We start from the raw sequence: 17,870 nt of genomic DNA on the forward strand, positions 1-17,870 counted from the left end.
GTATTGCCCGGCCATAAGGACACAGGATGGCCGCGCGGCTGGTGGCGGCACGGCTTTTGGCCAAAGACTAAGCCATCGCGAGGCCTGATTGCCAGCCTCATCCGCTTGCCCCGCACGGCCTGCCCTTTCGCGACGCGCTCTCAGACCCGACGCTGCTCCATAAAGCTCTTGAGCCGCGCCAGCCCCTCTTCGATATCCGCCGTCGACCGCGCATAGGAGAACCGCAAGGTGGTCGCGCCGCGCTTGGGATCGAAATCCAGCCCCGGCGTCACCGCCACCCCGGCCTGATCCAGGATTTCCTTGGCAAAGGCGCGGCTGTCATTGGTCAGCTCGGAAACATCCGCATAGACGTAGAACGCCCCGTCCGGTGGCGCGATCCGGTCAAACCCGGCCTTTGGCAACCCCTCCAGCATCAGCGCCCGGTTGCGCGCATAGACCGCCAGATTCTCCTCCAGCTCCGCACCGCAGTCCATCGCCGCAAGCGCGGCAACCTGACTGGCATGAGGCGCGCAGATGAACATGTTCTGCGCGATGCGCTCGACCACCCGTACATGGTCTTCCGGCACCACCATCCAACCCACGCGCCAGCCAGTCATGGAGAAATACTTGGAAAAGGAATTGATCACATAGCACTCATCAGTCACCTCAAGTGCGGTGACCGCTTTCGCGTCATATTCGATGCCGTGATAAATCTCATCCGAGATAAAGGCCGCCCCCTGCCCCTGGGCCGCATCAATCAGCGCCGCCATCGCATCCCGGTCCAGCATGGTGCCGGTCGGGTTGGCCGGTGAGGCCACCATCAGACCCGCCAGATCCAGCCCCGCCAGATCCTGCGGAACCGGTTGCAGGCGGTGATCAAGCGAGGTTTCGATATCAACAGGCGTCAGCCCCAGCGCATGCAGAATCTGACGGTAGGAGGGATAGCCCGGCGCACCGATGCCGACCCGGTCGCCACTGTCAAACAGCGCGGTAAAGCTCAGCAGGAACGCCCCCGAAGAGCCCGGCGTGATCACCACCCGCTCCGGATTCAGATCAACATTGTACCAGTCGCCATATAGCTGCGCGATCCGCTTGCGCAGCGCCGGCAGACCCAGCGCCACCGTATAGCCGAGGCTGTCGCGATCCAGCGCCTCCGCCAGCGCCCTGCGCGCGGCATCCGGCGCGCCGGTTGAGGGCTGGCCCACCTCCATATGAATGATATGGCGTCCAGCTTCCTCGGCCCGGCGTGCGGCGTCCATCACATCCATCACAATGAAGGGATCCACGTTGGACCGGCTTGAGTTTCGCATGTTGATCTCCCATGGTGCGGCCATGACCTTTGACCGCTTCTCCCGCCTCGCGTCAATCCCGGCTCTGGCCCTTGCCGCGCTGTGTTTCGTCGCGGGGTCACTGGCCCCCGCGGCGCAGGCGGCCTCGATCTCGCTGCTGCGCGATCCTGATATCGAACGCGGACTGAACGAGCTGGCAGCCCCGGTGCTGCGCGCCGCCGGGCTGAATGCCAAACGGGTGCGGGTGCTGGTGGTCAATGACGGCTCCTTCAATGCTTTCGTCATCGATTCCCAAACGATTTTCATACATTACGGGCTGATCCTGAAGGTGGACCGCCCCGAGATGCTGCAGGCCGTGATCGCCCATGAGGCCGCGCATATCACCAATGGCCACCTGTCCCGGCGGATGCAGAACATGCGCTCTGCGCGCTCCGCGGCGGGGCTTGGCGCAGCTCTTGCGGTGCTGGCGGCTGCCGCTGGCGCCGGGGAAGCCGCCGCCGGAATCGCGCTTGGCACGCAATCCTCCGCGCTGCGCGGCTTTCTGGCTCATACCCGCGCCGAGGAAGCCTCTGCCGACCGCACCGCCGCAGGCATCCTGCAACGGGCCGGTGTCAGCCCGCGCGGACTGGTCGATGTGCATAAGATCTTTGCCGGGCAAGAGCTGCTGAGCCCGGTCAATCAGGATCCCTATATGCGCTCGCATCCGCTCAGCCGCGACCGGATCCGCGCCGCCGAGGCCTATCTGGCGAGCCACGGTGACAGCGCCAAACCCGATGCCAACGCGATCTATTGGTTTGCGCGGGTGCGCGGCAAGCTGTCAGCCTTTACCCGGTCACCCAAATGGACCCTGCGCCGGATCGGGGATGAGCCTTACAAGGATGTGCGCCTGATGCGCGAAGCCATCGCCCATCACCGCCGCAACGATCTGAACAAGGCCCTGCGCGCCATCGACGGCGCCCTCGCGATCCGCCCCTCCGATCCCTATTTTCAGGAGCTGAAAGGCCAGATCCTGATGGAGAACCGCCGCTGGCAGCCGGCACTTGCCGCCTATGGCCGGGCCGTTCAGAAGGCGGGGCGTGATCCGCTGATCCTCGCCAGCCTCGGACGCGCGCAACTGGCGGCGGGCCAGCCGAAAGCGGCGCTGAAATCCCTTGAGGCCTCCCGCGCGCAGGATTTCCGCAACGCCAACATGCTGCGGGACATGGCGCAGGCCTACGCGAAACTTGGCCAGTCCGGCATGGCAGCACTGGCCACCGCCGAGCGCTATGCGCTACAGGGTCGGCTGAAGGATGCGGGTCTCCATGCCAAACGGGCCACCGCGCAGCTGCCCACCGGATCCCCTGCCTGGCGACGTGCACAAGATGTGCTGATTGCCGCCGAACAACACGAAAAAAGGAAATCGAGATGACCCGTATTGCCCGCCTTCCCGCCCCGGCGCTGCCTGTTCTGTCGGCGGCCGCCCTGTCGCTTGGGCTGATGATCGCTCCTGCCGCTTCGGCGCTCGACCTCGGCAAGATGAGCGCCGAGGAACGCGCCGCCTTTGGCGCCGAGGTGCGTGCCTATCTGCTGGAGAACCCGGAGGTGATCCTGGAGGCTGTCAACAAGCTGGAACAGCAGCAGGCCGCCGATGAGGCCGCCCGCGACGATGCGCTGGTGGCCGAGAATATGACCGCGCTGCATGATGACGGGTTTTCCTGGGTCGGCGGCAACCCCGAGGGCGATATCACGCTGGTCGAATTCATGGACTACCGCTGCGGCTACTGCCGCCGCGCCGCGCCAGAGGTGGAAAAACTGGTCTCCGGCGATGGCAATATCCGCCTGATCATCAAGGAATTCCCGATCCTCGGCGAGGCTTCCGTGCTGACCTCGCGGTTTGCGATCGCCACCAAGATGGTCGCCGGGGATGAAGCCTACAAGATGGTGCATGACGCGCTGATCACCCTCGGCGGCGAGCCGAACGAAGGCACGCTGCGCCGTCTGGCAGAGGGGCTGGATCTGGACGCCGATGCGATCCTCGCGCGGATGTCAGATCCCGAGATTGCCCGTCAGCTGCAGGAAACCCGCGCGCTGGCCCAGCAGCTGGCGATTTCGGGCACCCCGACCTTTGTCCTCGGCGATGAGCTGCTGCGTGGCTACCTGCCCGCCGATCAGATGGAAATCATGGTCGCCGAGATCCGCGAGAACCGCAGCTGATCTTTTTCTGGGGGTGTGACGCAGGTTGCCCCCTATATACAGGGCGGACTGGGGGCCAGCCCCCAGACACAGGTCTCACTGGGGGCCAGCCCCCAGACACAGGTCACACTGGGGGCCAGCCCCCAGACCCCCGGAGTATTTCGGGAAAGATGACGGGCGAAACAGACACGAGAAAAGGGCGCTGATGTCATCATAGCGCCCTTTTGCTCATCTCGTTGTCAGTTTGTGGTCGCGGATCTATTCCGCCGCGGCGGCCTCTGCATCCAGCTGAGCCGCCTTTTTCTCTACCTCTTCGACGATGTGATCCACCATCTGATCATTGGACATCTTGTGGCTGGCCTTGCCGGCCAGATAGACCATGCCGGCTCCCGCGCCGCCGCCGGTGAAACCCACGTCTGTCATCAGCGCCTCGCCCGGGCCATTCACCACACAGCCGATGATGCTGAGGCTCATCGGGGTCTTCACATGTTCCAGGCGCTTTTCGAGCGCCTCCACCGTCTTGATCACATCAAACCCCTGACGCGCGCAGCTGGGACAGGAGATGATATTGACGCCACGGTGGCGCAGGCCGAGGGATTTCAGGATTTCAAAGCCCACTTTCACCTCTTCCACCGGATCGGCGGAGAGGCTGACCCGCAGCGTGTCACCGATGCCCATCCACAACAGCTGGCCGAGGCCAATGGCGGATTTGATGGTGCCGGAGACAAAGCCCCCGGCCTCGGTGATGCCAAGGTGGATCGGCGCATCGGTTGCCTCGGCCAGCTGCTGATAGGCGGCGGCGGACATGAAAACGTCGGAGGCTTTGACCGAGATCTTGAACTCGTGAAAATCGTGATCCTGAAGGATACGGATGTGATCGAGACCGCTCTCCACCATCGCCTCCGGGCAGGGTTCGCCGTATTTGTCGAGGAGGTGTTTTTCCAGCGAACCGGCATTGACGCCGATGCGGATCGAACAATTGTGGTCGCGAGCCGCGCGGATCACTTCGGCCACGCGTTTTTCATCGCCGATGTTGCCCGGGTTGATGCGCAGGCAGGCAGCGCCAGCTTCGGCGGCCTCGATGCCGCGTTTGTAGTGGAAATGGATATCGGCAACGATGGGCACCGGGCTTTCGCGAACGATTTCCTTTAGTGCCTTGGAGGAGGCCTCATCCGGGACCGAGACCCGGACGATATCGGCGCCAGCCTCCGCTGCGGCCTGCACCTGGGCCACCGTCGCGGCAACATCCGTGGTCAGCGTATTGGTCATCGTCTGCACCGCAATCGGCGCATCGCCACCCACAGGCACATTGCCGACATGGATCTGGCGGCTCTTGCGGCGTTCGATGTGGCGCCAGGGGCGAATGTGGTTGATCGACATGAGGTCCGGTCCGCGCTGTTCAGGGTTCCGGGCATAGATACGCGCAGTCTCGCGCAGCTTCAATGGGAGGCGGGCAATCCTGAAGGTCGCAGGCCAGATGTCGCAATCACCACGCGTGGCCCATGAGGGAGGCCCGGGCTCAGAAAGGTCAGCTGTACGGCAGAGGCAGGTCAGACGCCCCGGCTGGAGACATCCGGGCCGGACGGGGCCTATTCGCCCGTGGTCTCGGTCACGGGAACGGTGAGGCTGCTGGCCTGCAATTCAGCGACCAGCGTGGCCAGTGCGCTGTTGCGATCCTCGCTCAGATCGGCCAGCGCAAACCGTTCGGTGAGCGCATCGGAGGACAGCACGACGTTCTTCGTCACCTGCCCCCGTTCGCCGACCGGTCCGTAATGGGCGCCGTTCACTGCGAAGTAAATCGCGCCGCTCTCGCCGGTGCGCAGCAGCGGTGCCTCTTCGGTGGCGGGAATTTCGAAATGCTGACCCGGCTCCATGATGGTTTCAAAGATCACGCTGCCATCCACGGCAGTGACCTGAACCCAGGACGGGCGCACGGCGACCATCTGCAGCGCGGGCGCGGTCTCTTCCACGACCTGCGGCATGGCGGGCAGCGGTGCTGCCGTGCTGAGGCTGGCATCTGCCAGCGCAACCGAGGGCAGCTCCGGCATGACAAAATTGCCGAAGCCGCGCGGATCAAGCGTCGCGATCGGGCCGTCGCGCGGCACCATGACCGGCACGTCCAGCGCCTGCGGGCGATAGAGCCGATCCAGCGCCTCAAGTGCGGGATCTTCGTTCTGGGCATCCCCCTCGCGGGCAGCCCCGGCCAACGGATCCAGATCAGCCAGCACGATGGGGGTCTGATCCACCGGCGCCATCTGCACCTGCTGGACCTCTTTCAGAACCGCCCAACCGCCGTAGCCAATGCCGCCGATCAGCGCCACCAGCACCGCAAGCGACCCCACCGCGCGCAACTCGATCTGGCTGAAGACGCTGCTGGCTGCGGGTACGAAGGGAGTATTGGGAGAGGTGAAGGCATCGCTGCGCAGCCCACCCATGCCGGTTGCAATCGGTTTCCCGGCGGATTTGCGCACGGATGCCTCGGCGGACATGCCATGGGCCACCTGGAAACCGCTTTCCTGGCAGAAGGCGTCAAATGTGGTGTCGGGATCCATATTGAGATAGCGCGCATAAGAGCGCACGTAACCCGCAATAAAACCCGGCGTGTCAAAGACAGTCGGGTCAGAATTCTCAATCGCGGCGATGTAGGAGGCTTTGATCCGCAGCTCACGTTGGACATCCAGCAGCGACTTGCCCATCGTGGCCCGTTCACCGCGCATAATGTCACCCAACCGAAGCTCGTAATCATCAAAGCTGCGAGGCCTTGGCGATTCGTCGTGCGTCTTCGATTTGCGCTGAGTAAGGCGCCCGATCATGCCTGCTGTCCCATTTTAGCCTGCCGCATTCGACATTCAGGACGTCATGGATCCGCGGAATGCGATTCGCCTGCGCCCTTTGATTATGGTCATACTACCACAATCTTACCATTTTGACACAGCGCTATGATTCAGCCCGCCATTTCGGCACGATTCAGCGCACAATGCGACCAGAGCCCATCCATTGCCTTGACCAGGGCGTCAATCTCTTTGGGACCATGTACCGGGGATGGGGTAAAGCGCAGCCGCTCGGTGCCGCGCGGCACTGTCGGGAAGTTGATCGGCTGCACATAGATCCCGTGATCCGACAACAGCATGTCGCTCAGCTTCTGGGTATGGACCGGGTTGCCGACGATCACCGGCACGATATGGCTGCCATGGTCGATGATCGGCAGGCCAAGCCCCTTCAGCCGCATCTTCAGGATCCGTGCCTGCAACTGGTGCTGTTCGCGCAGTTCCGGCGCCGTCTTCAGATGCGCAACCGAGGCCGCCGCCCCTGCCGCTACCGCCGGGGCCAGCGACGTGGTAAAGATGAAGCCCGGCGCATAAGATCTTATGGCATCGCACATTTTTTCCGATGCGGCGATATAGCCGCCCATCACGCCAAAGGCCTTGGCCAGGGTTCCGTTCACAATGTCGATGCGATCGATCAGCCCGTCGCGTTCGGTCACACCGCCACCGCGCGCGCCATACATGCCAACCGCATGAACTTCGTCGATATAGGTGAGCGCGCCAAATTCATCAGCCAGGTCGCAGATCTCGGCAATCGGGCCAAAGTCGCCATCCATGGAATAGACCGATTCAAAGGCGATGAGCTTGGGGGCCGCAGGATCCGCCGCCGCCAGCAGCTCCCGCAGATGCGCAACATCATTGTGGCGGAAGATGCGCTTGGCCCCGCCATTGCGCCGCACACCTTCGATCATCGAGGCGTGGTTCAGCGCATCGGAAAAGATGATCAGACCGGGAAACAGCTTGGGCAGCGTGCTCAGCGTGGCATCATTGGCGATATAGGCCGAGGTGAACAGCAGCGCCGCCTCTTTCTGATGCAGGTCCGCCAGCTCGGCTTCCAGCTGTTTGTGATAGACCGTGGTGCCCGAAATATTGCGGGTGCCGCCGGAGCCTGCACCGGTGGCATCAATGGCCCCATGCATTGCCTCCAGCACAACCGGGTGCTGACCCATGCCCAGATAATCGTTGCCGCACCAGACCGTTATGTCCTGTTTGCTGCCGTCTGGACGGGTCCAGGCCGCATGTGGAAACTGACCGTTCTGCCGTTCGATATCAATAAATGTCCGGTAGCGACCTTCGGTGTGAAGCTGAGCAATCGCTTGGTCGAGTTTCGCGGTATAGTCCACCGGCATCTCCATGGCATAGTTGGCACCAGCGGATCTGGCGCGAGCTGTGGTCGGGCTGATATATTCACGTTACCGAATAAATAACCCGATCCCTCCGTTTGATCAATCAAATACGGTGAAGGGGCCGGTCCAGCCTTGATGCAGGTCAAATAGACCTTTGCGCCGACGGCAGCAAGAATTGTAACGCCCGTTTGACGCTACAAACCGACGCATATCACAGGCTTATCACTGGCACATCACAGGTGGGCAGCCTCTGGCCCCTGCCGACGGGCACTGTTAGGCTTCGCGGCGAGCCAATCATCAATTGCAGGAGCCCCCTGACCATGTCCTTGAACGACGTCCTGAACCGGATTGACAGCGACCTTGATGCCGCGACGCAGCGGCTGATGGATTTGCTGCGCATCCAGTCGATCTCCACCGATCCCGCCTATAAGGCCGAATGCGACAAGGCTGCCGATTGGCTGGTGGCGGATCTGCAATCCATCGGCATCGAGGCCGCAAAGCGCGTCACCCCCGGCCACCCGATGGTGGTAGGTCACGTCGGCCCTCAGGATGAGGCGCTGCCGCATGTGCTGTTCTACGGCCATTACGACGTGCAGCCGGTGGATCCGCTGAACCTCTGGACCACCCCCCCGTTTGAGCCGCAACTGGAAGAGACCGCGCGCGGCACCGTCATTCGCGGCCGTGGCGCCTCGGATGACAAGGGCCAGCTGATGACCTTTGTCGAAGCCTGCCGCGCCTGGCAGGCGGTCAATGGCACCCTGCCCTGCCGCATCACCTTCTTCTTTGAGGGCGAGGAAGAGAGCGGCTCGCCCTCTCTCGTGCCCTTCATGGAACAGCACGCAGCCGAGCTGAAGGCGGATCTGGCGCTGATCTGCGACACCTCGATGGTGTCGCGCGGGGTGCCGTCGATTTCCTCGCAGCTGCGCGGCATGCTGAAGGATGAGTTCACCCTGATCGGCCCGCGCATCGACCTGCATTCCGGCCATTACGGCGGCCCCGGCCTCAACCCGCTGCGCGAAATCAGCCGCATCGTCGCGTCCTTCTATGACGAAGACACCGGCAAGGTCGCGGTTGAGGGCTTCTATGAGGGCGTACATGAGGTGCCGGAAGAGCAGCTGCGCCAGTGGGAAGGCTGCGGCTTTGATGAAAAGGACTATCTCTCCAACGCAGGCTATACTCAGGCCCACGGGGAAAAGGACCGCTCGGTTCTGGAACAGCAATGGGCCCGCCCAACGCTGGAGGTGAACGGCCTCTGGGGTGGCTACAACGGTGCCGGCTCCAAAACCGTGATCCCGTCTGAGGCGCATTGCAAGATCACCTGCCGTCTGGTCGGCGACATGGACCCGGATGCGCTGCGCCTGAAGATCCGCAAACATGTCGAAGACCAGCTGAAGCCTGACTGCAAGGTGGTCTGGGACAATGATCTGGAGGGCTCGCGTGCCTCGGTGATGAATATCGCCCGCCCCGAATTCGAAGCCGCCCGCGGTGCGCTGTCGGATGAATGGAACCGCGAAGCCGTATTCTGCGGCATGGGCGGCTCGATCCCGATTGCCGGCTTCTTCAAATCCATCCTCGGTATGGATGCGATGCTGATCGGCTTTGCCAATGAAGATGACGCCATCCACTCCCCAAATGAGAAATACGATCTGGAAAGCTTCCACAAGGGCATCCGCTCCTGGGCGCGGGTGCTGGATGCTTTGACCACGAAATAACAAGGCCAGTGGTGTGCGTTCCGGCGCGCACCACATCTCGACAGGGCAATCACCGTAACGCCCCGCCACAAAACGCAAAAACCCCGCCGAAGCAGGGAGCGTTCATCCACAAATTTAGGGAAGAAAGTGGCGCGGTTGACGGGGCTCGAACCCGCGACCCCCGGCGTGACAGGCCGGTACTCTAACCAACTGAGCTACAACCGCGCATGGGCCTTTCGGCAAATCAGGCAGCAGCCTGACCTATATATCCCCTCCGGGGCGGACCCTGAACGACAGGGCATCGTATGAAAGTGGCGCGGTTGACGGGGCTCGAACCCGCGACCCCCGGCGTGACAGGCCGGTACTCTAACCAACTGAGCTACAACCGCGCATTTACTTTCATCTGGATCCCTTAACCCGGATCCGGGGCGGACAGCAGTGGCGCGGTTGACGGGGCTCGAACCCGCGACCCCCGGCGTGACAGGCCGGTACTCTAACCAACTGAGCTACAACCGCTTGCTGTTCCATCCAACGTCGCCGCTGAATGTTGGGCTGTAATATTCGCAGCACCGAGGGATCGTCAAGCGGTGTTTTGGCATTTTCTCCGGTTTCCGTGAAAAAAAACAAAGCCACCGCCAAATTGCCGCCTAACCCATTGTTTTTCCGAAATTCCCATCTGGCGTCCCGCCGGACACCAGGGATAATCCATCGAGAAAATCACAGCCGACCTCAGATCCGCGGATCACGGAGCCAAGCGGCGACAACAACAGCGCCATCCAGCCGCAAGATGCCGCAGACAGCACCGATGGCGCGCCGTACCAGAGCCGCGCCACCGGTTAGTCCTGATCAGTTGGAGATCACCATGACAACGGCCGCGCCCCGGCCCTGCTCACGGATAAACTGCATCTGGTTTCCAGAGACGCCGATTTTCTGGCAATCCGTCCCCCGCTCCGGCTGCTTGCCGATGCGGACATTGCGGCACCACAGGGCGCCATTCCACTGCCAGGCGCCAACCAGCTTGCCCTGGTTGGTCTTTCCCTTGATTTTCCCGTTGGGCAGGATCTGCATACTGCCCCAATCGGCGCTGAGGGTCTTGCCACCGACAAGAGCGAGAAACTCCGCCTCGGTCTTGATCGGCTTATAGGACCCGGCCTGCCCCGCTGCGGGCAGACAGAACAGGACAGAGACCACGACTGAAAGGATTGCAAAATATTTCATGACATAAACTCCACGTCATATACTCGGTAAAAAAACTCCCCTCCGGCGGGAAATGCGCCGAAGGAGCGACATGAGCCTACTGCGAAACCATATGCATCGCAACTTTGGCGCTGGCAGAGCTTATTGATATGGAATTCAAGGTGGAGATGGTGGGTCGTGAGAGGCTCGAACTCCCGACATCTTCGGTGTAAACGAAGCGCTCTACCAACTGAGCTAACGACCCGGTGAGCGCGGATTTAGAGAATGCGCGCGCTCTGCGCAAGAGGCAAATCGCAAAAATCTGCGAAAAAATTCCCACCCCTAGCGCAGCACCCGCTCCATGCCCTGCGACAACTCGTAGATGCAGCCCTGTTCATTGGGCAAGGCGGCCATTTCCGCGCGCGACAAGCCGCAGATCACCCCGCGCAGAACCTGTCCCCACAGCCCATGCGCCACCACAACGGTCGGCTCACTCAGCCCGGTCAGGAAATCCGTGATCCGGGCCTGAAACGCAGCAAAGCCCTCGCCCTTTGGCGCCGCACAGAACAAATCCAGATTGAGCGGGTTGGCGGCGTAGATATCCGGGTATTCAGCCGCGACCTCGGCACGGGTCATGCCCTGAAACACGCCGGCCTGCGCCTCGGCCAGCCGGGCGTCGGTGACATAGGGCTGACCGCCAAGTGCGATCTGCGCCGTCTGCTGCGCCCGCCCCAACGGCGAGACATAGCAGGCAGGCCCCTGTGCCAAAATCGGCGCCATCAGCCCCGCCTGCTGCTGCGCATGCTCAATCCCCAGCGGGCTCAGCCGCGATTCCAGCTGTCCCTGAATGCGCCCTTCGGCGTTCCATTCCGTCTGCCCATGCCGCAGAAACCAGATCTTCGGATAGTCCATGCCCGCCCTCGTTGATGCCCGACCCTCCGGCCCTTGCCTAAACATCTAGACAGGTTTCTCCGGCCTGAGAAGGACCAAGCGCGAAACGCGACACCACGTCCGCACCACAAGACGCAGAGGTCAGCTAATCGGCACTGCAAAAGGAGGATGGTGGGTGATAAGAGATTTGAACTCCTGACATCTTCGATGTGAACGAAGCGCTCTACCACTGAGCTAATCACCCTTGGCGGCGGTCATACCGCCGGTCGCGCGTCGCTGCAAGAGGGGGGTGATGAAAAATCCCGCTGCGCTGCGATTTTTGCGCCGCACGGGCGCTGCCCCCTCCTACTCCAGCGGCAGCACATTGCGGCAGATCATCGTGCGCAGGGTGAAACTGGACCGGGTGTTGCGAATGCCGGGGACCCGCATCAGACGATGCTCCAGAAACTGATCGAAATCGGTCAGATCCTGCGCCACGACCCGCAGCAGAATATCGCGGCTCCCGGTCATCAGATAACATTCCATCACCTGATCGAACCGCCGCACCGCTGCCTCAAAGGCCTGCAACCCTTCGCTGGACTGGCGTTCCAGCTCCACCGCGACAAAGATGGTGACCGGCAGGCCAACCTCGGCCTGATCGACCCGCGCCGAATAGCCCGAAATCACGCCGCTGTCCTCCAGATTGGCGACCCGCCGCGCACAGGGCGTCGCAGAGAGGCCGACTCTCTCCGCCAGCTCGGCGATCTTCATCCGACCGTTCTCCTGCAGGGCGGCCAGAATCCTGCGATCAATCTTATCCACGTGTTTCCCCCTAATTTTGGCCAAATATTAGGGATAACCACCAACAACATCAATAACTGCGACGTATTTTGGAGGAAACCGGCGGTTGCGTGGCGGTATTCTGCGGTGAAATGGAGGAGCAATCCAAAGATGACAGCCACAATCACCCCCGTCGCCACCTCGACACATGAAGAAATCTACCGCGTCGAGGATGCCTCGGTTGGTCTCACCGGTTTTATCGCCGTGCATTCCACCCTGCTTGGCCCGGCGGCCGGCGGGCTGCGGATGCGCCCCTACGCCAGCGCCGATGACGCGCTGACCGATGTCAAACGCCTGAGCGAAGGCATGACCTACAAAAACGCCGCAGCAGGCCTCGCGCTTGGCGGCGGCAAGGCGGTGATCATGGGCGATCCCGCCACCCAGAAAACCCCGGAGCTGCTGCGCGCCTTTGCCCGCGCCATCGACAGCCTGGACGGGCGTTACATCACCGCCGAGGATATGGGCATGAGCCCCGCGGACATGGCCATCCTGGCCGAGGAAACCAGCTCCGTCGCCGGGCTTGCCGATGGTGAATATGCCTCCGGTGACCCCTCACCCATCACGGCGCGCGGCATCTTCAATGCGATCCGCACCGCCTGGGCGCATAAGACCGGTCAGATCGACCTCAGAAACCGGGTTGTTTCGGTTCAGGGCCTGGGCCATGTCGGCTGGTATCTCTGCGATTTTCTCAACAAGGCCGGCGCCAAGCTGATCGTCACCGATGTAAACAGCACACAGGTTGAACGTGCAGTTGCCGCCTTCGGCGCCACGGCTGTCGCCCCCGATGAGATCTACGCGGTGGAGGCCGATATCTTTGCCCCCTGCGCGATCGGCGGCATCCTCAACAGCGAAACCATTCCGCAGCTGAAGGTTGCCCTGGTCGCAGGCGGTGCCAACAATCAGCTGGCCTCGGCCGAGGATGCAGCCGCACTGCACAAGCGCGGCATCCTCTACGCGCCCGATTTCGTGGCCAATGGCGGCGGCATTATCAATGTCGCCACCGAGATCCTGAAAATCGGCAACCGCAACAGCTTTGTGGCCGAACGGCTTGAGGCGCTGGAGGTCACCATGGCGGCAATCCTGAAGCAGGCCACCGCCGATGACGTCAGCCCCGACGCCGTGGCCATCGCCACCGTGCAGGCAAAAATGGCGCCTAAAGCGGCCTGACCCGGCATCGCGACCCTGTCGCCCGCCCCGAACATCCAAGATGCGCTGCCCAATGCAGCGCCTTGGATCAAGCCCGCCGAATAAGAGCGGACGCCAGACGGAAGAACCCGAAACCTCGGGAAAACAATAATAAAACCTGATTTGGGCGGCCCTTTGCGGTCGCCCTTTTTCTTGCGAGGCCTGCGGGGAAACCCTGAGAGGCACTGACTGCCGCTATGAAGATCCCCTTTGAACCAATCCTCCCCCCGCGCGTTAGGGTAAAAGCAGCCGACACAGACCGACGGAGGACATGATGGCCCTGTTCCACCCCGACAATCGCAATCGCAGCGACCGCCACAAGAAGATCTACGCCTATTGTGAAATCGCCTACACGATGGTCGATGTCTCCGCTGCGGTGCTGTTTGTGATAGGTTCGATCCTGTTCTTCAACGACGCAACCGTCACCCCCGGCACATGGCTGTTTCTGGTAGGATCCATCCTCTTCGGCCTGCGCCCGACGATCAAACTCTACCGTGAATACGCCTATCTGCGACTTGGCGATTATGACGATATCACCCGCCAATGACACGGCCCGTGCCCGCGTCTCCGCCAAGCCACCGCCCGGCGGACCGGCCAACAACCGGTTCCTCGTCGCCCTGTCGTATCAGGCCAGCGTATCCCATGTTGCGACAATCAAGCGGCCCAACAATGCGGCGAACTGATCTATTTCTTCCTCTTCCCACGGCCGACGAACCGACAGGTCGCCTGCTTCAAGAAGGTCGCAAACGCATCTCACAGGACATAAGGCAGATGGGCGCCCCGGATAAGGGACGCCCATCTATTGTTACCTATTGCGGATTGATCTCAACAGCTTAGGGGCAGCACCCGTCGCCTGGATCAATGCGCGGTGGCGCTGGCGCCATCCTCGGGAACACCCAATGCTGCCTTGGCAGCGGCGGCGGCCTCTTCTGCGGCCTCATCCCATTCGATGGGTTCGGGCGTATCGGTCAGCGCATGTTTCAGCACCTCGGAGACGTGGCTGACGGGGATGATCTCCAGCCCCTCCTTCACGTTATCCGGGATATCCGGCAGGTCTTTCTCATTCTCCTGCGGGATCAGCACCGTCTTGATACCACCGCGCAGCGCGGCCAGCAGTTTCTCCTTCAGACCGCCAATCGCGGTCGCATTGCCGCGCAGCGTCACCTCGCCGGTCATGGCGATATCCTTGCGGACCGGGATCCCAGTCAGCACCGAGACAATCGCCGTCACCATGGCCAGACCCGCGCTTGGACCGTCCTTCGGCGTTGCGCCATCCGGCACGTGGACGTGGATGTCCAGCTTGTCGAATTTCGGCGGCTTCACTCCAAGCTGCGGCGAAATCGAGCGGACATAGCTTGAAGCCGCCTCGATCGACTCTTTCATCACATCGCCCAGTTTGCCGGTGGTCTTCATCCGACCCTTGCCCGGCAGGCGCAGCGCCTCGATGCTCAGCAGCTCACCCCCGACCGAAGTATAGGCAAGACCGGTGACAACACCGACCTGATCTTCCTTCTCGGCGAGACCATAGCGATACTTCGCAACCCCAAGGAATTCATCCAGATTCTCAGGCGTGACAGAAACGCTCTCCGCCTCTTTCTTGACGATCTTGGTCAGCGATTTCCGCGCCACTTTGGCGATCTCACGCTCCAGATTCCGCACCCCCGCCTCACGGGTATAGGTGCGGATGATCTCGGTCAGCGCCTCATCGGTGAGCTCGAATTCCTTGGCCTTCAGACCGTGGTTCTTCACCTGCTTGGAAATCAGGTGCTGCTTGGCGATCTCGCGCTTTTCATCCTCCGTGTAACCGGACAGCGGAATGATCTCCATCCGGTCCAGCAGCGGCCCCGGCATGTTGTAGCTGTTCGAGGTGGTCAGGAACATCACGTTCGACAGGTCATATTCCACTTCCAAATAGTGGTCCATGAAGGTCGCGTTCTGTTCCGGGTCCAGCACCTCCAGCATCGCCGACGCCGGATCACCCCGGAAATCCTGCCCCATCTTGTCGATTTCATCGAGCAGGATCAGCGGGTTGGTGGTCTTGGCCTTTTTCAGCGCCTGAATGATCTTACCGGGCATGGAGCCGATATAGGTCCGGCGGTGACCGCGGATCTCGGACTCGTCGCGCACGCCACCCAGCGAAATGCGGATGAACTCGCGACCGGTTGCCTTGGCCACCGATTTGCCCAGCGAGGTCTTACCGACACCCGGAGGGCCAACAAGGCAGAGGATCGGTCCCTTCAGCTTGGCCGAGCGCTGCTGCACAGCGAGATATTCAACGATACGTTCCTTGACCTTCTCAAGCCCGTAGTGATCGGCGTCCAGAATATCCTGCGCCCGGCTCAGATCTTTCTTCACGCGGGATTTGGTGCCCCAGGGCAGGGCCAGAATCCAGTCCAGATAGTTGCGCACAACCGTGGCTTCCGCCGACATCGGCGACATGTTCTTGAGCTTCTTCAGCTCGGCCTCGGCCTTTTCGCGCGCCTCTTTGGAGAGTTTGGTCTCGGCAATCTTGGCTTCCAGCTCGGCGACTTCGTTAGAACCGTCCTCGCTGTCGCCCAGCTCCTTCTGAATGGCTTTCATCTGCTCATTCAGATAATATTCGCGCTGGGTCTTCTCCATCTGGGATTTGACGCGGGTCTTGATCTTCTTCTCGACCTGCAGCACAGACAGCTCGCCCTGCATCAGGCCATAGACCTTCTCCAGACGTTCGCTCACCGACAGGGTTTCCAGAAGATCCTGTTTGTTGTCGACCTCGATCCCCAGATGACCGGCGACCAGATCGGCCAGCTTGGCCGGTTCCGTGGTCTCGCCAACGGCGCTCAGCGCCTCTTCCGGGATGTTCTTGCGGACCTTGGCATAACGCTCGAACTCATCGCCGACCGTGCGCAGCAGCGCCTCCACGGTGGTGACATCGCCGGGAATCTCGCTGAGATACTCAGCGCGCGCTTCAAAGAAGTTGTCGTTGTCCAGATATTCGGTGATTTTCACCCGCGCATGACCTTCGACCAGCACCTTCACGGTGCCGTCGGGCAGTTTCAGCAGCTGCAGCACATTGGCCAGCACGCCGACACTGTAGATGCCATCGGATTGCGGATCATCTTCCGCCGGGTCAATCTGACTGGACAGCAGGATCTGCTTGTCGTCGGTCATCACCTCTTCCAGGGCACGCACCGATTTTTCCCGCCCGACGAACAGCGGCACGATCATATGCGGGAACACAACGATATCGCGCAGCGGCAGGACGGGGTAGGATGAATTGAGTGGCTCTTGCATACTCGGTCCTTTGGTTTGGCAAGACGCCCCCGCCCCGATTATCGGCAGCTTCGGCGCGTCTCCTCATTGGCTGTTTATCTGGTGCAGCGGTGTTGGGATTTCAACCGCCGTGCCTCAATGTTTGGTGTCACATTGCCCGCAGCGCGCCCGGACCACAAGGGCGCAAATGCAGCTAGGGTGAGCAAATGGTGAAGGCCGCGCGCGGCAGCCTCCGCCGATGACCTGACCCGCAGCATCAGCGCCGCATCAGGGTGATCACCCCGCGTTCCAGCCGCCCACCCGGACCGGTTTCGCGGTAGGTGCCGCTCATCCGGGTCTGATCAATCAGGTACAGACGGATATCCTGCCGCAACACGTCTCCGGTGCCGGTGTCGCGTTCTGATTGCAGCCTCAGTTGCAGCATCTGCTCCACCCCGCAGGGCAGCCGCCCCATGCCCAGCTCATCGAGGAAGACCTCCGCACCATCCGCCAGATCGCCGCGGCCAACGCTTTCGGCCCTCAGCCCCGTGCCCGGCTCAGGTGGCGCCCGGTCCAGCACGCCGATGGGGATCACCCCGGACACGGCAGAATCCGCCACCAGACGGCCATTGCGAAATCTCAGTGTCAGCACCTCACCCGCGCGCTGCGGCAGCGGTTGCATATCGACGCGGCCGCCAACCGGCAGCCCGGTCTCCCCCGGCCCCTTCTGCACAAACCACTGGCCCCGCAGCGCTTTGGAGCCGCCCTTGATCAGATCGTCAAATGCGATCCGGCAGCCATCAAGCGGTGGTGCCTTGAAAAAACTTGAGGCCTCGGCAAGAGATCCCGGCGCCTTAGCTGCCTGATCCGACTGCGCCACAGCGCCAGAGGCAGCCACAAGGCCGCCCAGCAGCACCACGCTCCCCCATGCCTGAAACCAGCTCATCGCGACCCTTCCCGTTTTGGCGGAATCTAGCAGCGAGGTCTTCATAACCGGTGAACGCGGGCCGGGATCATCCCTACCAAAGATCGCAGCAAAAAGCGCACGACATCAGGCCGTTTCCTTGGGTGCAGTCGCGCTCCGGCAATCCTTACCGCTGCGCGGCCGACGTCAGGTGCGCTAGCGACCCCGGCTGCTCCCCATAGGATCCGCCGTGGTCCAAAAGCGCAAAAACAGCAACGCCCGCCGCCAGCAAAATCATCAGCGAACAATGCGCAAGTCCAGTTGAAGCCGTCTCATTCATCGGATCTCTCCACGTTGGTCAT

At 61.8% G+C, this 17,870-nt stretch carries 14 protein-coding genes and 5 tRNA genes; 5 read left to right on the forward strand and 14 right to left on the reverse strand.

Annotated elements, in window-relative coordinates; translation table 11 throughout:
- Positions 1-140: 140 nt before the first annotated feature.
- Positions 141-1,289, reverse strand: a complete 1,149-nt coding sequence (locus VWY60_RS03205; protein WP_340545918.1) for a pyridoxal phosphate-dependent aminotransferase — start codon at positions 1,287-1,289, stop codon at positions 141-143.
- Here VWY60_RS03205 and VWY60_RS03210 point away from each other — a divergent pair.
- Both VWY60_RS03210 and VWY60_RS03215 read left to right on the forward strand, forming a co-directional pair.
- Positions 1,288-2,676 (forward strand): M48 family metalloprotease, encoded by a 1,389-nt coding sequence (locus VWY60_RS03210; RefSeq protein WP_416534239.1) that lies wholly within the window; start codon positions 1,288-1,290, stop codon positions 2,674-2,676. The genes VWY60_RS03205 and VWY60_RS03210 overlap by 2 nt on opposite strands.
- Positions 2,673-3,461 (forward strand): DsbA family protein, encoded by a 789-nt coding sequence (locus VWY60_RS03215; RefSeq protein WP_416534240.1) that lies wholly within the window; start codon positions 2,673-2,675, stop codon positions 3,459-3,461. Before VWY60_RS03210 ends, VWY60_RS03215 begins: the two co-directional genes overlap by 4 nt.
- Positions 3,462-3,698: 237 nt before the next feature.
- On the opposite strand, the gene ispG is transcribed toward VWY60_RS03215, so the two are convergent.
- The 3 genes from ispG to hemA form a co-directional block, all read right to left on the reverse strand.
- Entirely contained in the window at positions 3,699-4,820 is a 1,122-nt protein-coding gene (gene ispG / locus VWY60_RS03220) for a flavodoxin-dependent (E)-4-hydroxy-3-methylbut-2-enyl-diphosphate synthase (protein ID WP_416539806.1), read from the reverse strand.
- Between the two features lie 209 nt (positions 4,821-5,029).
- A complete protein-coding gene (locus VWY60_RS03225) occupies positions 5,030-6,253 on the reverse strand; it encodes a helix-turn-helix domain-containing protein (protein WP_340545922.1) in 1,224 nt (407 codons plus the stop codon).
- Between the two features lie 131 nt (positions 6,254-6,384).
- Positions 6,385-7,608, reverse strand: coding sequence for a 5-aminolevulinate synthase (gene hemA / locus VWY60_RS03230; RefSeq protein WP_416539807.1), 1,224 nt, complete (start codon positions 7,606-7,608; stop codon positions 6,385-6,387).
- Between the two features lie 323 nt (positions 7,609-7,931).
- Between hemA and VWY60_RS03235 the strand changes: the two genes are divergently transcribed.
- Complete coding sequence (locus VWY60_RS03235) at positions 7,932-9,323, forward strand: M20/M25/M40 family metallo-hydrolase (protein ID WP_416539808.1); 1,392 nt, start codon at positions 7,932-7,934, stop codon at positions 9,321-9,323.
- Between the two features lie 127 nt (positions 9,324-9,450).
- Here the strand turns inward: VWY60_RS03235 and VWY60_RS03240 are convergent.
- The 8 genes from VWY60_RS03240 to VWY60_RS03275 form a co-directional block, all read right to left on the reverse strand.
- Positions 9,451-9,527: transfer RNA gene (locus VWY60_RS03240), tRNA-Asp, on the reverse strand.
- Between the two features lie 87 nt (positions 9,528-9,614).
- Positions 9,615-9,691, reverse strand: a tRNA-Asp gene (locus VWY60_RS03245).
- Between the two features lie 50 nt (positions 9,692-9,741).
- Positions 9,742-9,818: transfer RNA gene (locus tag VWY60_RS03250), tRNA-Asp, on the reverse strand.
- Positions 9,819-10,148: 330 nt separating this feature from the next.
- A complete protein-coding gene (locus VWY60_RS03255) occupies positions 10,149-10,520 on the reverse strand; it encodes a hypothetical protein (protein WP_340545925.1) in 372 nt (123 codons plus the stop codon).
- A 147-nt stretch (positions 10,521-10,667) separates the two neighbouring features.
- A tRNA-Val gene (locus VWY60_RS03260) sits at positions 10,668-10,743 on the reverse strand.
- Between the two features lie 77 nt (positions 10,744-10,820).
- Positions 10,821-11,390, reverse strand: a complete 570-nt coding sequence (locus VWY60_RS03265; RefSeq protein WP_416539809.1) for a histidine phosphatase family protein — start codon at positions 11,388-11,390, stop codon at positions 10,821-10,823.
- Between the two features lie 148 nt (positions 11,391-11,538).
- Positions 11,539-11,613, reverse strand: a tRNA-Val gene (locus tag VWY60_RS03270).
- Between the two features lie 101 nt (positions 11,614-11,714).
- Positions 11,715-12,170: an Lrp/AsnC family transcriptional regulator gene (locus VWY60_RS03275; protein WP_340545927.1), complete on the reverse strand. Its 456-nt coding sequence runs from the start codon at positions 12,168-12,170 to the stop codon at positions 11,715-11,717.
- A 129-nt stretch (positions 12,171-12,299) separates the two neighbouring features.
- Here VWY60_RS03275 and VWY60_RS03280 point away from each other — a divergent pair, with 129 nt between their 5' ends.
- Positions 12,300-13,355, forward strand: coding sequence for a Leu/Phe/Val dehydrogenase (locus VWY60_RS03280; RefSeq protein ID WP_416539810.1), 1,056 nt, complete (start codon positions 12,300-12,302; stop codon positions 13,353-13,355).
- A gap of 292 nt (positions 13,356-13,647) precedes the next feature.
- On the forward strand, positions 13,648-13,920 hold the full coding sequence (locus VWY60_RS03285) for a YrhK family protein (protein ID WP_416539811.1): 273 nt from the start codon (positions 13,648-13,650) through the stop codon (positions 13,918-13,920).
- A 311-nt stretch (positions 13,921-14,231) separates the two neighbouring features.
- Here VWY60_RS03285 and lon read toward each other — a convergent pair whose 3' ends face one another.
- Positions 14,232-16,646 carry an endopeptidase La gene (gene lon, locus VWY60_RS03290; RefSeq protein ID WP_416535159.1) on the reverse strand — a complete coding sequence of 805 codons (2,415 nt, stop codon included), beginning with the start codon at positions 16,644-16,646 and terminating at the stop codon, positions 14,232-14,234.
- 235 nt (positions 16,647-16,881) lie between these two features.
- Complete coding sequence (locus VWY60_RS03295) at positions 16,882-17,550, reverse strand: hypothetical protein (protein ID WP_416539812.1); 669 nt, start codon at positions 17,548-17,550, stop codon at positions 16,882-16,884.
- Positions 17,551-17,870 lie beyond the last annotated feature (320 nt).

It is taken from the genome of Phaeobacter sp. JH20_26 (assembly GCF_048056275.1).
Lineage (GTDB): Bacteria > Pseudomonadota > Alphaproteobacteria > Rhodobacterales > Rhodobacteraceae > Phaeobacter > Phaeobacter bryozoorum.

Coding starts and splice junctions, on each gene's coding strand:
- VWY60_RS03215 (WP_416534240.1), top strand. CDS start 2,673: ATGACCCGTATTGCCCGCCTTCCCGCCCCGGCGCTGCCTGTTCTGTCG.
- VWY60_RS03265 (WP_416539809.1), bottom strand. CDS start 11,390: ATGGACTATCCGAAGATCTGGTTTCTGCGGCATGGGCAGACGGAATGG.
- VWY60_RS03235 (WP_416539808.1), top strand. CDS start 7,932: ATGTCCTTGAACGACGTCCTGAACCGGATTGACAGCGACCTTGATGCC.
- lon (WP_416535159.1), bottom strand. CDS start 16,646: ATGCAAGAGCCACTCAATTCATCCTACCCCGTCCTGCCGCTGCGCGAT.
- VWY60_RS03225 (WP_340545922.1), bottom strand. CDS start 6,253: ATGATCGGGCGCCTTACTCAGCGCAAATCGAAGACGCACGACGAATCG.
- VWY60_RS03295 (WP_416539812.1), bottom strand. CDS start 17,550: ATGAGCTGGTTTCAGGCATGGGGGAGCGTGGTGCTGCTGGGCGGCCTT.
- VWY60_RS03280 (WP_416539810.1), top strand. CDS start 12,300: ATGACAGCCACAATCACCCCCGTCGCCACCTCGACACATGAAGAAATC.
- VWY60_RS03255 (WP_340545925.1), bottom strand. CDS start 10,520: ATGAAATATTTTGCAATCCTTTCAGTCGTGGTCTCTGTCCTGTTCTGT.
- VWY60_RS03205 (WP_340545918.1), bottom strand. CDS start 1,289: ATGCGAAACTCAAGCCGGTCCAACGTGGATCCCTTCATTGTGATGGAT.
- VWY60_RS03285 (WP_416539811.1), top strand. CDS start 13,648: ATGGCCCTGTTCCACCCCGACAATCGCAATCGCAGCGACCGCCACAAG.
- VWY60_RS03210 (WP_416534239.1), top strand. CDS start 1,288: ATGTTGATCTCCCATGGTGCGGCCATGACCTTTGACCGCTTCTCCCGC.
- ispG (WP_416539806.1), bottom strand. CDS start 4,820: ATGTCGATCAACCACATTCGCCCCTGGCGCCACATCGAACGCCGCAAG.